We start from the raw sequence: 14,012 nt of genomic DNA on the forward strand, positions 1-14,012 counted from the left end.
TTAGCGCCTTACGCTCGACAGACCGAACGACCCCCGTCGCCCCCCTTCCACGCCACGGAGGTTCACGCTCCATGAAGCTCACCGTCGTCGGCTGCTCGGGCTCCTTCCCCTCCGTGGGATCGGCCTGCTCCAGCTACCTCGTAGAGGCCGACGGCTTCCGGCTGCTCCTCGACATGGGCAACGGTGCCCTCGGCGAGTTGCAGCGTCACGTTGGTCTCTACGACCTCGACGCCATCTTCCTCAGCCATCTGCACGCCGACCACTGCATCGACATGTGCGGCTACTTCGTCGTCCGCTACTACCGTCACGACGGCGGACGCTGCGACACCATCCCGGTCTACGGTCCCGACGGCACCGAGCAGCGCCTCACCACCGCGCACGCCGACACCCCGACGGACAAGTCCATGAGCGAGGTCTTCGACTTCCACACGCTCAAGCCGGGCTCCTTCGAGATCGGGCCCTTCTCGGTCCGTACGGAGAAGGTCGCCCATCCCGTCGACACGTTCGGCATCCGCGTCGAGCACGACGGCAGATCGCTCACCTACTCCGGCGACACCGGCGTCAGCGAGGCACTGGTCGAACTCGCCGAGGACACCGATCTGTTCCTCTGCGAAGCCGCGTTCACCTACGGCAAGGAAGACATCCCCGGCCTCCACCTCAACGGCCGCGAGGCCGGCGAGCACGCCGCCCTCGCGCGGGCGCGCAGACTCGTCCTCACGCACATCCCGCCGTGGACGGACGCCGAGCGGAATCTGAACGACGCGCGGGCGGTGTACGGCGGACCGGCCGAACTCGCCACGCCGGGCGCGGTGTACGAGGTCTGAGACGGGTCCTCCCGACGCGCACGTGACGGTGCCCCCCGGCCTTTCGGAAGGCCGGGGGGCACCGTCGTGTACAACAACCTCTGCCGGGCGGCTACTTGGCCTCGGCCTTCTGGAGTTCGGCCAGTTCCTCGTCCGTCTCCCGGCCTGGCGTCGGCAGGTTGAACTTGACGATGGCGAAGCGGAAGACCGCGTAGTAGACGGCCGCGAAACACAGCCCGACCAGCGCGAGACCCCATGGGTTGGTCGCGATCCCCAGGTTGAGGAAGAAGTCGACCGCGCCCGCCGAGAAGCCGAAGCCGTCCTTCATGCCCAGCCCCCAGGTCAGGGCCATGGACACACCGGTCAGCACGGCGTGGATCGCGTACAGCACCGGCGCGATGAACATGAAGGTGAACTCGATCGGCTCCGTCACACCGGTGACGAAGGCGGTGAGCGCGAGCGAGAACATCATGCCGCCGACGACCTTGCGGCGCTCGGGGCGCGCGCAGTGGACGATCGCGAGACAGGCGGCGGGCAGCGCGAACATCATGATCGGGAAGAAGCCGGTCATGAACTGTCCGGCCGACGGGTCACCGGCGAGGAAGCGCGCGATGTCGCCGCTCTTGCCCTCGTACGAACCGGCCTGGAACCAGGGGAACGAGTTGAGCAGGTGGTGCATGCCGATCGGGATCAGCGCGCGGTTCGCGACACCGAAGATACCGGCGCCGGCCGCGCCCGAGCCGACCAGCCACTCACCGAAGTTGTGCAGACCGGCGCCGAGGACGGGCCATATGAGTCCGAAGACGATGCCTATGAGCAGACCGGCGAAGGCCGACAGGATCGGGACGAGCCGCCGGCCGCCGAAGAAGCCCGCCCAGTCGGGCAGTTTCGTCCGGTAGAACTTCTGGTAGAGCAGGGCGACCACGACGCCCATGACGACACCGCCGAGGACGCCCGCGTTCACCGGGGCGTCCGACATGACTATCTTGCCGTCGACGACGCTCGCCACCTGCGGGAGGTTGCTGTCCGTGAAGGTGGCGAGGACCTTCTGGAAGACCAGATAGCCGGTGACGGCGGCGAGCGCGGTCGAGCCGTCCGACTTCTTGGCGAAGCCGATGGCGATGCCGACGGCGAACAGCAGCGGCATGTTGTCGAGGATCGCGCCGCCACCCGCCGCCATGTAGCCGGCGATCTTGGTGATGAAGGTGGGGAACGACTCGCGCCCGAGCATGTCGGGGTTGCCGAGGCGTACCAGCAGGGCGCCGGCGGGCAGCACGGCGACCGGCAGCATGAGGCTGCGGCCGATGCGCTGCATGACGGACATCACGCCGGAGCCCTTTTTCTGTGCCGCGGGGGCGGCGCTGGCCGTGGACATCAACTTCCTCCAGAGGACAAGGCACCGCCGTGAGCAGGGACAATGGGGAGCGGCGGCGACCTGCGGAACACGGCGCGCGGCCATGTGGTCTACACCTATGAGTGGTGTAGACCAGTTGTAGCATGGTGAGGGTTGAATAAGGAACCTTCGAATTCTTTCGATCCGGACTCGATGGATCCGGGCGGGTTCCGGCATGGTTCCGGCACGGTTCCGGCACGCGCAAGGACCCCCGGACCAAGGGTCCGAGGGTCCTTGAGGAGGGCCTGGCGAAACGCTGCCCTAGCTCACTTCTCGCCGGCTCACTTCCCCATGTTCTCCCGCTCGACTTCCTCCTCCACCGCCTCCGGCTCCCGGCCTGGCGTCGGCAGGTTGAACCTGACGATGGCGAAGCGGAACAGCGCGTAGTAGACGACCGCGAAGCACAGCCCGATCGGAATGATCAGCCAAGGTTTCGTATCCAGATGCCAGTTGACGACATAGTCGATCAACCCCGCCGAGAAGCTGAACCCGGCGTGCACACCCAGCGCCCACGTGATCGCCATCGACGCACCCGTCAGCAGCGCGTGCAGCCCGTACAGCAGCGGCGCGGCGAACATGAACGAGAACTCCAGCGGCTCCGTGACGCCCGTCACGAACGACGTCAGGGCGACCGAGACCATCAGCCCCGCCACCTGTTTGCGCCGCTCGGGCCGCGCGCAGTGCGCGATCGCGAGCGCGGCGGCCGGCAGACCGAACATCATGATCGGGAAGAAGCCCGACATGAACTGACCCGCAGTGGGGTCCCCGGCGAAGAACCGCGTCAGGTCACCCTGGACCACGGTCCCGTCCTTCGTCGTGAACTCGCCCGCCTGGAACCAGAAGAACGTGTTCAGGAACTGATGCATCCCGATCGGGATCAGCAGCCGGTTCGCCACACCGAAGATGCCCGCGCCCCACGCGCCCAGATCGATCAACTGCTTCGCGAACGACGTCAACGCGTCACCCACCGGCTGCCACAGCAGCCCGAACGGCACCCCGAGGATCACCCCCAGGAACGCCATCAGGATCGGCACCAGACGACGGCCGTTGAAGAAGCCGAGCCAGTCCACCAGCCTCGTACGGTGGAAACGCTGCCAGACCACCGCCGTGAGCAGCCCGATCAGAATGCCGCCGAGGACCCCCGGATTCTGCGGCGTGCCCTCCGGCAGCGCGTCGGTGACCGTGTTGTCGGCGGGGAACGCCGCCAGGACGTTGTGATAGACGAGAAAGCCCACGACGGCGGCCAGCGCCGTGGACCCGTCCGCCTTCTTGGCGAAGCCGATCGCGACCCCGATGCAGAACAGCAGCGGCAGCCCGAAACTCCCGTCCAGGATCGCGTTGCCGCCCTGGAGGAAGACCTTGGTCGTCTTGTCCCAGAAGGGGCCGTGCAGATACGCCGCGAAGAGATTGCCCAGACTGACCAGCAGACCCGCCGCGGGCAGCACCGCCACCGGCAACTGGAGGCTGCGCCCGACCTTCTGAAGCCCCTGGAACAGACCGTTCCACCACCGCCGCGGGGGCACCGCCGGAGGGACGGCCGACGCGTCGGCACCCGTCGAACTCATCCGCGTCCTCCCGTGGCACAGTGGTGTAGACCAGTTGCGATACGCTCCCGAGGCCGGGCCACGGACGGCGTACCGCCGGTGACCGTCATCTTTCGGTACGAGGCGGTCACCCGCCCGTGAAGATGGGCCAACCGTGAGTTACCGTGAAAAATCGGACCCACGGTGCACCGGGACAACACCCCTTGGACAGCAGGGAGCACAACATGGCCAGCAAGGCTGAGAAGATCGTCGCCGGGCTCGGCGGGATCGAGAACATCGAAGAGGTCGAAGGCTGCATCACCCGCCTCCGTACCGAGGTCGTCGACCCGAACAAGGTCGACGAGGTCGCCCTGAAGGCCGCCGGCGCGCACGGCGTCGTCAAGATGGGGACCGCGATCCAGGTCGTCATCGGCACCGACGCCGACCCGATCGCCGCCGACATCGAAGACATGATGTAACCGCTCGGACGGCCTTCTACAGAGGGGCCCGATCCGGACAACCGCCGTACAGCACCGCGCAAGCGCCGTACGTACAGCGGAGAACCGGAACGAGGCCCCTCACCCACGTCCCGCTAGGCTCACACCCATGTCTCGAATCGACGGCCGCACCCCCGAACAGCTCCGCCCCGTCACCATCGAACGCGGATGGAGCAAGCACGCCGAAGGATCCGTACTCATCTCCTTCGGCGACACCAAGGTCTTCTGCACCGCCTCCGTAACAGAGGGCGTCCCGCGCTGGCGCAAGGGCAGCGGCGAAGGCTGGGTCACGGCCGAATACTCGATGCTGCCCCGCTCCACCAACACCCGCGGCGACCGCGAAGCCGTACGCGGCAAGATCGGCGGGCGCACCCACGAGATCTCCCGCCTCATCGGCCGCTCGCTGCGCGCCGTCATCGACTACAAGGCGCTCGGCGAGAACACCATCGTCCTCGACTGCGACGTCCTCCAGGCCGACGGCGGCACCCGCACCGCCGCCATCACCGGGGCGTACGTCGCCCTCGCCGACGCCGTCGAATGGGCCAGGACCAAGAAGATCGTCAGGGCCGGCCGCAAGCCCCTGACCGGAACGGTCTCCGCGATCAGCGTCGGCATCGTCGACGGCGCGCCCCTGCTCGACCTCTGTTACGAGGAGGACGTGCGCGCCGACACCGACATGAACGTCGTCTGCACCGGCGACGGCCGCTTCGTGGAGGTCCAGGGCACCGCCGAGGCCGAACCCTTCGACCGCAAGGAACTCGGCGCGCTCCTCGACCTCGCCACCGGCGGCTGCGCGGACCTCGCCGCCCTCCAGACCGCAGTCCTGGAAGAAACCCTGGCCAGATAGCTCGTCAGTCGGCTCGTCAGGTAAAGAGGCAACCAAGAGCCCTGGTGCGGGCGTCGTTACAGTCGCGACTCTCAAAGGCGTACGGACTTGCCCGTACGCCCTTCCGCACCAAGGGAGGGAACCCACCCATGGCCTCGCGCCGACGCACCGCGGTGACCATAGCCGCCGTCCTGCTCACGCTCACGGGGACGGCCGGCTGTGGCGCACTCGACAAGGCCCTGGACTGCGTCCAGACCGCCGACGCCATCGCCACCAGTGTGGACAAGCTCCAGCAGGCGGCCTCCAGCGCGGCGGACGACCCGACGCAGGCCGTGGAAGCGCTGAACGACATCGACACCGAGCTGGGCAAGCTCAAGGACAAGACCGACAACGCGGACCTCAGTAAGGCGGTCGACGACCTCGACACCGGCGTCGGCACCGTCCGCGAGGCCATCGAGAACGGCGACGCCACCCCCGACCTCAGCCCCGTGACGGACGCGGCCACCGAGATCGGCAAGGTCTGCACCCCGTAACGGACCCACCGCGGGCCCACCGCTTCACCGGCGGATAATCGACGCATGACGCGTCTGATCCTCGCCACCCGCAACGCCGGGAAAATCACCGAACTCAAGGCCATCCTCGCCGACGCCGGTCTCACCCACGACCTCGTCGGCGCGGATGCCTACCCCGACATCCCGGACGTCAAGGAAACCGGCGTCACCTTCGCCGAGAACGCCCTCCTCAAGGCCCACGCCCTGGCCCGCGCGACCGGCCACCCGGCCGTCGCCGACGACTCCGGCCTGTGCGTCGACGTCCTCGGCGGCGCCCCCGGCATCTTCTCCGCCCGCTGGTCGGGCACCCACGGCGACGACCGCGCCAACCTCGACCTGCTCCTGGCCCAACTCTCCGACATCACGGCCCCCCACCGCACGGCTCACTTCGCCTGCGCGGCGGCCCTGGCCCTCCCGGACGGCACGGAACGGGTGGCCGAAGGCCAACTCCGCGGCACCCTGCGCCACACCCCGTCGGGCACGGGCGGCTTCGGCTACGACCCGATCCTCCAGCCGGACGGCGACACCCGCACCTGCGCGGAACTGACCCCGGCGGAGAAGAACGCGATCAGCCACCGCGGCAAGGCGTTCCGGTCACTGGTACCGGCGGTGCGGGAACTGCTGGGCTGAGTCGCGCCGATGGCCCCCTCCCCGCTGGGACGGGGCCATCGGTCATGTGCGGCCGGTGGGACTCGAACCCACATGGGATTTCTCCCACGACATCCTAAGTGTCGCGCTTATACCAATTCAGCAACGGCCGCTGGTCGCCAGCCATGGTATCGGGCCTGCGAATGTTCCGATACGCGATAGCGCCCTACATGCCCCGCACGCCCTCCGCCGAGCTGTACGAGGAGCGCCTTCCGCCACCACGGCACCACGTGGCTGTCACCGCGTGGCAGTTCGGGCAGAGCAGCCGCAGGTTCTCGGCGCGGTCGTCGCTCAGGTCGCCGTTGATGTGGTCGATCTCAAGTGTCATCGGCTGCCCGTTCCACTCGGGCCCTGTCCCGCACCCCACACATCGCAGCTCGACGCCGGTCTCGAGGAGCGCCCTGCGCAGGAGAACGGTTCTGGTACGGGTCTTTCCCCGGTGCTTGACGAGAATGTCCTCCGGGCTCCTCGCCGGGGTCGGCGAGCCTTTGCCGCGCCGATGCGCCTGCCCCAGGAAGTGGGAGGTGTCGAGGCCGTCGTCGGCCAGCCAGCCGCGGAGCCGGGCTCGCTGACGGCCGTTGTCCGGTATCCCGAGCCGGCGAAGAGTCTCGGCGACGGAACGGGACCGGCGTACGGCTTCGCCGAGTCGGGCCGGGTCCGGACGCGCCTCCCCTCGCCGGATGTCCCCGGGGCGTCGGAAGTGCGAGACGTCGATACCGAAGTGCGCGAAGCGCCTGAGCAGATACCGGCGCAGATGGCCGTAGGGGCGTGTGCCGAAGAAGGCGATGACCTCGTCCACATCGACGCACCGCTCCGCCGCCTCGACCAGACGCGCACGTGAGTAGCGGCCGCCCCCGCTCACCGGCCGCCCGCCCTTCGCGGTGCGGGAAGTGCCGCCGCTCCCTGGCGTCCCTTCGCGCGCCGCCGGTAAGTGTCAGTCGTCGAATGGCAGTTGGGGCACAGGAGGCGGAGATTCCGCAATCGGTTGTCCTGCCAGTTTCCGTCGATGTGGTCCACTTCGAGCGGGAGCGGCCGGCCCTGCCAGACAGGGTCCGTACCGCACAACGCACAGCGCTCGGGGACGCCGAGCGCGGCCATCGCGGCCTTCAGCCGCGCGCCCGGAACACGACGCGCGACGGCCGCTTCCTGTTCCACGAGCAGTTCTCGTGATGTCCGCCGACGCCTCGGCTTTCCCGCGTCTGACGGGCGAGCGAAGTGCGACGTATCGATTCCGAGGGATCGCACCCGTCGGCTGATGTGGGTGTGGTGGCCGCCGACCACATCGAGTCCAAGGCGTCGCAGCACTTCACACATGGTCGCCGAGGCCGCGACGGCGGGCGAGAGTACGTCTTCGGTCCAGCGCGTTCCCTCTCGCTGGAAGTGTGCGGTCGAGATGCCCATCGTCCTCATGCGTTCCTGTATGTAGCGCCGTGTCGAACTCTTCGGATCCACGCCCAACTTGACCAGCGCATCCGACAACGTCCGCGACGAGGCCGCCGCTTGGGCGAGGCGCTGCCGCGTGTAGGGACTCACCGGCATGTTTTCGCTCCGTATCCGACCGCGTGTTCGCGGTCCCGTACAGCCCAACGAGCCGCTAATCGGTTTGTCACGTCCGAAATGTGGATAACTCGCACCGCTCACGGTCGAGGTGAGCGAAAATCGGCTGCCCGCCCGGGACAGCCGGCCCCGGCTCTCACAACCTCACAACCTCACAACCTCAGCCCCGACGCCTGCGCCTGGACCAGCGCCGCCGCCTCCTCCGCCGTCTCCACCGACGGGGGCGATCCCTCCAGCGGCTGACGTGCCGTCTCCTCCATGCAGGCCACCGCGCCGACACCGATCAGTGCCGCGAACATCGCGTAGTACGCGGGCATCAGCTTGTTGTCGGTGAGTCCGATCAGGCCGGTGATCACGAAGGGGGTCGTCCCGCCGAACAGCGACGCGGAGAGGTTGTAGCCCACCGACAGGGAGCCGTAGCGGACGCTCGTGGGAAAGAGCGCGGGCAGGGCCGCCGACATGGTGCCGAGGAGACAGACCAGGGACAGCCCCAGCATCGCCATCCCGGCGATGATCGCGGGGACGGCGCCCTGCTGGATCAGCAGGAACGCCGGAAGGGAGAGGACGAGGAAGCCGAGCATGCCGGTCATCAGAAGGGGCTTGCGGCCGAAGTGGTCGCTGAGACGGCCCACTTGGTTGATGACGGCCATCAGGGCGACCATGACGCCGAGCAGGATGAGCAGCCCGTGGGTGTCGCTGTAGTCGAGTTGGTCGGAGAGGTAGGTCGGCATGTACGACAGCAGCATGTAGTCGGTGACGTTGTACGCGCCGACGAGGCAGACGCACAGGATCAGTCTCGGCCAGTGGTCGTGGAAGATCTTCCGGAGGTCCGAGGTGGTGCTGGTCTCGACCGCGTCGGCGGCCTCGGACGCGTGGACCCCGCCCTGCTCCATCTTGGCGAACGCGGGGGTCTCGTCCAGTCTCAGCCGCAGATAGAGGCCGATGAGTCCCAGCGGCGCGGCGACGAGGAACGGTACGCGCCAGCCCCAGTCGTCCATGCCGCCGGGACCGAGCCACGCGGTGAGCGCGGTGACGAGCCCGGCCGCGCCGATGTAGCCGGCGAGAGTGCCGAATTCGAGGAAGCTGCCGAAGAATCCGCGCCGTTTGTCGGGGGCGTACTCGGCGATGAAGGTGGACGCGCCGCCGTACTCGCCGCCGGTGGAGAAGCCCTGGATCAGCCGGAAGAGGATCAGCAGAGCGGGGGACCAGAAGCCGACCGCGGCGTACGAGGGGAGCAGCCCGATCGTGCCGGTGCCGATGGCCATCATGATCATGGTCGTGGCGAGGACCTTCTTGCGGCCGATCCGGTCGCCCAGAGGACCGAAGAACATGCCGCCGAGTGGCCGTACGAGGAAGGCCACCGCGAAGGTCGCGAAGGAGGAGAGCAGTTCGGTCGTGTCGTTGCCGGTGGGGAAGAAGACATGGCCGATGGTCACGGCCAGATAGCTGTAGATGCCGAAGTCGAACCACTCCATGGCATTGCCCAGCGAGGCCGCCTTCACGGCCCGCTTGACGGCCGCTTCGTCGGTGATGGTGATGTCCGACCTGCGCAGTCGTGGGTTCTTACGGCGTTCGAGCGCTCGGAAGAGGGTCGGGTGCCGGCGGGCCGCCGGGGAGTCGACAGCCTGTTCGTGCTCGGGTGCCGCCATGGTCCGGGGTCCTTTCCTCGGGGACGTGAGTCCTCGGGAAAGCCTCAGCACCGTGCGGGTGGGGCCGCAAGCCGGAGCCACGGCGGTGGTGGCGTCGCGGGGCTCCGGCTCGCGAAGACACGACCTAGATACCGAGGTCCTTGATGATCTTCGCGACATGGCCGGTGGCGCGGACGTTGTACAGGGCGCGCTCGACCTTGCCCTCCTCGTCGACGATGACGGTCGAACGGATGACGCCCGTCACCGTTTTGCCGTAGAGCTTCTTCTCGCCGAAGGCGCCGTACGCGGTGAGGACGGCCTTGTCGGTGTCGCCGACCAGCGTGACCTTCAAGTTCTCCTTGTCGCGGAACTTGGCGAGCTTCTCCGGCTTGTCGGGCGAGACGCCGATGACGTCGTAGCCGGCGCCGGCCAGCACGCCGAGGTTGTCGGTGAAGTCGCAGGCCTGCTTGGTGCATCCGGGGGTAAGGGCGGCGGGGTAGAAGTAGACGATGACCTTGCGTCCCTTGTGGTCGGCGAGCGAGACGTCGTTGCCGTCCGCGTCGGGCAGGGTGAAGGCGGGGGCGGTGTCGCCCGGCTGAAGTCGCTCGCTCATGGTTCTCCTCGGTACGGGGGCGGGCAGGTCGCCCGGGTGTATCGGGCCGAGCGTAGTAGGGGCGCCGCGGGGTGCGAGAGCCGCCGAGCTGACAGACTGTCGGTGAAGGCGAAGGATCGAAGGACCAATCAATCGGACACGACGACGGAGGCAGCGCGGTGTCGGATGCCAGGACCCCTGCGCAGATCGAGGCGGACATCGTCCGCAGGCGCGACCAGCTCGCCGAGACGCTGGACGAGATCGGGGTGCGGGTGCACCCGCAGACGATCGTGGGCGACGCGAAGGCCCGGATGGTTTCCCGGGTGGACCAGACCGCGGGCAAGGCGTTTGTCGCGGTGAATCGCACGGTGGCGGGTGTGAAGGACAGGTTCGTCTCGGACGACGGCGCTCCGCGGCTGGAGCGGCTTGTCCCGGTGGCGCTGGTCGTCGTCGGTGTGGTGGGTCTGCTCGCGATGTCGGCGCGCCGCCGCCGGCCCTGAGTGCGGGGTCCGTCGTGGGGCGCGTGTTCGGGCGGGTAGGTTCGTGGGTGTGAGCGACAACACCCTCGACACCTCCCATGACAAGCTGCCCATCCGGATGCTGCACGACCGGGTGCTGGTCAGGACCGACATCCCGGAGGGCGAGCGGCGTTCGTCCGGTGGCATCGTCATCCCGGCGACCGCCGCCGTCGGGCGGCGCCTCGCCTGGGCCGAGGTGGTCGCGGTCGGCCAGAGCGTGCGGACGGTGGAGCCCGCGGACCGGGTGCTGTACGACCCCGAGGACCGTGCCGAGGTCGAGGTGCGGGGCGTGGCCTACGTACTGATGCGCGAACGCGACCTGCACGCGGTGGCGGCCGACCGCTTCGAGGGGTCGGAGGACTCCACGGGGCTCTACCTCTAGCAGACGGCAGACGGCAGACGGCAAGACGGCAGACGGCGGAAGGGCCCGGTGACCAGCGTCACCGGGCCCTTCCGCCGTCTCTTTGCTACGTTTGAGGGACCCGCCGAGACGCGCCGTACCGGGTCAATCGAAAGACGACGCACCTGTTGTCCGCGTTCTTCTCGGAGGTGCCGTCATGGCCTGGGTCCTGCTCATCATCGCCGGTCTGCTCGAAGTCGGCTGGTCGATCGGGATGAAGTACACCGAAGGTTTCACCCGGCTGTGGCCGAGCGTGTTCACCGGTGCCGGAATCGTCGTCAGCATGGTGCTGCTGTCGCAGGCCGCCAAGACGCTGCCGATCGGTACGGCCTACGGCGTATGGGTCGGGATCGGCGCGGCCGGTGCGGCCATCGTCGGCATGGTGGCACTGGGTGAGCCGACGACCGCCGCCCGGATCTTCTTCGTCAGTCTGCTGCTGGTGGCCGTGGTCGGTCTGAAGGCGACGTCGGGTCACTGAGGATCGGTCACCGAGAATCCGCCGCCGAGCGGTGTCACTGCGGCGGATGTGGGGTGCGGGGCGCGCCGTTGCCCGTACCCCCGTCCGCCGTACCGCCTGCGCCGCCACCCCCGCCTCCGTCGCCGCCACCTCCACCACCTCCGCCGCCGGCTCCGAGGAGTCCGTCGGTCAGTCCGTTCGTCTGCCCCTGCCCCTGGCTCTGGCCCTGCGTCCCGCCGTCGCCCTGGCCCCCGTCCGTACCGCCGCCGCCGGTCTGTCCCGGTGTCTGGCCCTGCGTCTGTCCCTGACTCCCGCCGGTGGTGGCGCCTTCGCCGCGCCCCTGCGCCGCGCCCGCGCTCTGTCCCGAGCTGCGGCCCGGCGCGTCGGGCTGTCCCGATGCGCCGGGGCTCCGCGACTGCCCCGGTGACGAGGACCGTTCGGGCCGGCCGGACTCGCCGTCCGGCGGTGGGGAGATGTCCTCCACGCCGTCCTCCAGGACCAGTTCGAACCCGGTGGCGTCGGTGCCTTCCAGCGCCGCCGCCGTGTACCGGCCCCAGATCTGCGCGGGCGGCCCGCCGCCGTTGACGCGCGCCAGACCGAGCGCGCCGTACAGCGGCCGCTGCTGCGCCGTCTTGGGGTCGGCGCCCATGATCGCGACGACGGTCGCGAGGTCGGGCGTGTAGCCGGCGAACCAGGCCGCCTTGTCGTCCTCCGCCGTGCCCGTCTTGCCGGCCGCCGGTCGGTTCGCGGACTGGGCCGCCGTGCCCGTGCCGCCCTCCACGACGCTCTGGAGGATCGCCGTGGTGGTGTCGGCGGCCTGGCGGCTGACGGCCTGTCCCGGTCGGCCGCGCGGCAGTTCGACGGTCGCGCCGTCCTTCGTGATCTTCGTGACCATCGTGTACGTGCCGTGCGCGCCGTGGTTGGCGAGTGTCGCGTACGCCTCCGTCATGTCGAGCACGCTCGCCGTGGCCGGCCCGAGCGCGATGGACGGCGACGCGGTGAGGTCGGGGGTGTCGTCGGGGATGCCCAGGTCGACGGCCGTGGCGCGTACCTGTGTGGGCCCGACGTCCTGCGCCATCTGCGCGTACACGGCGTTGATGGACTTGTCGGTGGCCTCGCTGACGGTGACGGGGCCGTAGGAGACGTCGTCCTCGTTGGCGGGGTCGTAGCCGGTGGACCCGTTGGGGCCTTCCACCATGCGCTTGTTGGTGCCGTCGTAGACGGTGTTGGGGGTGATCTGTTCGCCGTCCTGCGTCCGCGAGTCGTTCTCGACGGCGGCGGCGAACACGAACGGCTTGAAGGTGGAGCCGACTTGATAGTCGCGGCGGGTCGCGTTGTTGACGTACTGCCGGGTGTAGTCGACGCCGCCGTACATGGCGACGACGCCGCCGGTGGCGGGGTCGATGGAGACGCCGCCGACCCGTACGTTGCGGTCGGCCGCGCGTGTGTCGTCGACCTTCGACATCACCTGGTCGTTCACGGCGTCGACCAGGGCGTTCTGTTTGGGCCGCTGGAGCGTGGTGGTGATCCGGTAGCCGCCGGTGGCGAGGGTGCTGTCGTCAATGATCTTGTTCTTGGTGAGGTAGTCCTCGACCGCCTGGACGATGTAGCCGCGCTGCCCCGACAGGCCGGTGGACGGCTTGGCCTTGCCGGGCACCGGGAAGGCCAGGGCGGCCCGGTCGGCGGGGGAGAGCCACTTCTCGGTGACCATTCCGTTCAGGACGTACTCCCAACGTCCCTGCGCCTGCGGCCTGTTCTCCGGGTGCGTGGCCACGTCGTACGCGCTGGGCGCGTTGAGCAGCGCGGCCAGGAAGGCGCCCTCCGCGAGGTCGACGTCCTGGATGTCCTTGCTGTAGTAGGCCTGTGCGGCGGCCTGGATGCCGTACGCGTTGCGCCCGAAGTAGCTGGTGTTGAGATAGCCCTCGAGGATCTGCGTCTTGCTCACCTCGCGGTCGAGCTTGATCGAGATGAAGAACTCCTTCGACTTGCGGACGACGGTCTGTTCCTGGGCGAGGTAGTAGTTCTTGACGTACTGCTGGGTGATTGTGGAGCCGCCCTGGGTGCCCTTGCCGGTCATGGTGTTCCAGGCGGCGCGGATCATGCCCTGGGGGTCGATGGCGGGTTCGTTGTAGAAGTCCCGGTCCTCGGCGGCCAGTACGGCGCGGCGCACGTGCGGCGGGATCTGGGAGAGGGGCACGTTCTCGCGGTTGACCTCGCCGTCGCGTGCGAGCTGGCTGCCGTCCTCGTACAGATACACGTTGGACTGGGCGACGGCCGCGACGTTGGCGGCCGGGATCTTGACGAGGGTGTAGCCGGTGATGAAGCCGCCGATGAGGAGGAACGCGCAGATCAGGAAGGCGCCGAGCAGCATCCGCCAGGTGGGCAGGGCCCGGCGCCAACCGGTGCGCTTGCGGCGGCCTTTGCGCTCCTTGCGGCCCTTGGGGCCCTTGCCGCCCTGGCGACCGGTTTTCGCGCCGGGCCCGGAGCCGGTGTCGGAGCCGGTGTCGGATCCGGAGCCGTGGTCCGTCGGGTCGCGCGGGGCCCAGCCCTGCTGCTGCGCGTCGCTCATGTGTGCGGAGGCTCCTCGGCCGGGTCATATGGGGCGGTACGAGCTAGATG

General features: G+C 68.7%; 15 protein-coding genes, 1 tRNA gene and 1 riboswitch. Of the genes, 8 read left to right on the forward strand and 8 right to left on the reverse strand.

Annotated elements, in window-relative coordinates; genetic code table 11:
• Window positions 1-71: 71 nt before the first annotated feature.
• Entirely contained in the window at window positions 72-824 is a 753-nt protein-coding gene (locus tag OG329_RS27715; protein WP_405798993.1) for an MBL fold metallo-hydrolase, read from the forward strand.
• A gap of 91 nt (window positions 825-915) precedes the next feature.
• Here the strand turns inward: OG329_RS27715 and OG329_RS27720 are convergent, their stop codons facing one another.
• Together OG329_RS27720 and OG329_RS27725 are read right to left on the reverse strand one after the other, a co-directional pair.
• Entirely contained in the window at window positions 916-2,178 is a 1,263-nt protein-coding gene (locus OG329_RS27720; RefSeq protein ID WP_405798994.1) for a PTS transporter subunit EIIC, read from the reverse strand.
• Between the two features lie 299 nt (window positions 2,179-2,477).
• Window positions 2,478-3,761, reverse strand: a complete 1,284-nt coding sequence (locus OG329_RS27725) for a PTS transporter subunit EIIC (RefSeq protein ID WP_405798996.1) — start codon at window positions 3,759-3,761, stop codon at window positions 2,478-2,480.
• 203 nt (window positions 3,762-3,964) lie between these two features.
• On the opposite strand from OG329_RS27725, the gene OG329_RS27730 reads away from it, so the two are divergent.
• From OG329_RS27730 to rdgB, 4 genes are all read left to right on the forward strand, one after another.
• Complete coding sequence (locus OG329_RS27730; protein WP_405798998.1) at window positions 3,965-4,198, forward strand: glucose PTS transporter subunit EIIB; 234 nt, start codon at window positions 3,965-3,967, stop codon at window positions 4,196-4,198.
• Between the two features lie 127 nt (window positions 4,199-4,325).
• On the forward strand, window positions 4,326-5,063 hold the full coding sequence (gene rph / locus OG329_RS27735) for a ribonuclease PH (RefSeq protein ID WP_405798999.1): 738 nt from the start codon (window positions 4,326-4,328) through the stop codon (window positions 5,061-5,063).
• A 128-nt stretch (window positions 5,064-5,191) separates the two neighbouring features.
• A complete protein-coding gene (locus OG329_RS27740) occupies window positions 5,192-5,575 on the forward strand; it encodes a hypothetical protein (RefSeq protein WP_405799001.1) in 384 nt (127 codons plus the stop codon).
• Window positions 5,576-5,620: 45 nt separating this feature from the next.
• Window positions 5,621-6,223 carry an RdgB/HAM1 family non-canonical purine NTP pyrophosphatase gene (rdgB, locus tag OG329_RS27745; protein ID WP_405799003.1) on the forward strand — a complete coding sequence of 201 codons (603 nt, stop codon included), beginning with the start codon at window positions 5,621-5,623 and terminating at the stop codon, window positions 6,221-6,223.
• A 47-nt stretch (window positions 6,224-6,270) separates the two neighbouring features.
• On the opposite strand, the gene OG329_RS27750 is transcribed toward rdgB, so the two are convergent.
• The 5 genes from OG329_RS27750 to bcp all read right to left on the reverse strand — a co-directional run bounded on the left by OG329_RS27750 (window position 6,271) and on the right by bcp (window position 10,039).
• Window positions 6,271-6,354 (reverse strand) — tRNA-Leu (locus OG329_RS27750).
• 53 nt (window positions 6,355-6,407) lie between these two features.
• Window positions 6,408-7,103 carry an HNH endonuclease signature motif containing protein gene (locus OG329_RS27755; RefSeq protein WP_405799004.1) on the reverse strand — a complete coding sequence of 232 codons (696 nt, stop codon included), beginning with the start codon at window positions 7,101-7,103 and terminating at the stop codon, window positions 6,408-6,410.
• On the reverse strand, window positions 7,100-7,780 hold the full coding sequence (locus tag OG329_RS27760) for an HNH endonuclease (RefSeq protein WP_405799006.1): 681 nt from the start codon (window positions 7,778-7,780) through the stop codon (window positions 7,100-7,102). Before OG329_RS27760 ends, OG329_RS27755 begins: the two co-directional genes overlap by 4 nt.
• Window positions 7,781-7,950: 170 nt before the next feature.
• A complete protein-coding gene (locus OG329_RS27765; protein ID WP_405799008.1) occupies window positions 7,951-9,447 on the reverse strand; it encodes an MFS transporter in 1,497 nt (498 codons plus the stop codon).
• A 124-nt stretch (window positions 9,448-9,571) separates the two neighbouring features.
• Entirely contained in the window at window positions 9,572-10,039 is a 468-nt protein-coding gene (gene bcp / locus OG329_RS27770; protein ID WP_405799010.1) for a thioredoxin-dependent thiol peroxidase, read from the reverse strand.
• A gap of 158 nt (window positions 10,040-10,197) precedes the next feature.
• On the opposite strand from bcp, the gene OG329_RS27775 reads away from it, so the two are divergent.
• The 3 genes from OG329_RS27775 to OG329_RS27785 all read left to right on the forward strand — a co-directional run bounded on the left by OG329_RS27775 (window position 10,198) and on the right by OG329_RS27785 (window position 11,414).
• The gene (locus tag OG329_RS27775) at window positions 10,198-10,518 is read left to right on the forward strand and encodes a DUF3618 domain-containing protein (RefSeq protein ID WP_405799011.1); all 321 of its coding nucleotides are present in this window, start codon (window positions 10,198-10,200) and stop codon (window positions 10,516-10,518) included.
• A gap of 97 nt (window positions 10,519-10,615) precedes the next feature.
• Window positions 10,616-10,918, forward strand: a complete 303-nt coding sequence (locus tag OG329_RS27780; RefSeq protein WP_189107154.1) for a co-chaperone GroES — start codon at window positions 10,616-10,618, stop codon at window positions 10,916-10,918.
• 73 nt (window positions 10,919-10,991) lie between these two features.
• Window positions 10,992-11,062, forward strand: a riboswitch (guanidine-III (ykkC-III) riboswitch).
• 31 nt (window positions 11,063-11,093) lie between these two features.
• Window positions 11,094-11,414, forward strand: a complete 321-nt coding sequence (locus OG329_RS27785) for a DMT family transporter (protein WP_405799013.1) — start codon at window positions 11,094-11,096, stop codon at window positions 11,412-11,414.
• Window positions 11,415-11,448: 34 nt separating this feature from the next.
• Here the strand turns inward: OG329_RS27785 and OG329_RS27790 are convergent, their stop codons facing one another.
• On the reverse strand, window positions 11,449-13,962 hold the full coding sequence (locus OG329_RS27790) for a transglycosylase domain-containing protein (protein WP_405799015.1): 2,514 nt from the start codon (window positions 13,960-13,962) through the stop codon (window positions 11,449-11,451).
• Between the last annotated feature and the right edge of the window lie 50 nt (window positions 13,963-14,012).

It is taken from the genome of Streptomyces sp. NBC_01506, from assembly GCF_045040295.1.
GTDB lineage: Bacteria > Actinomycetota > Actinomycetes > Streptomycetales > Streptomycetaceae > Streptomyces.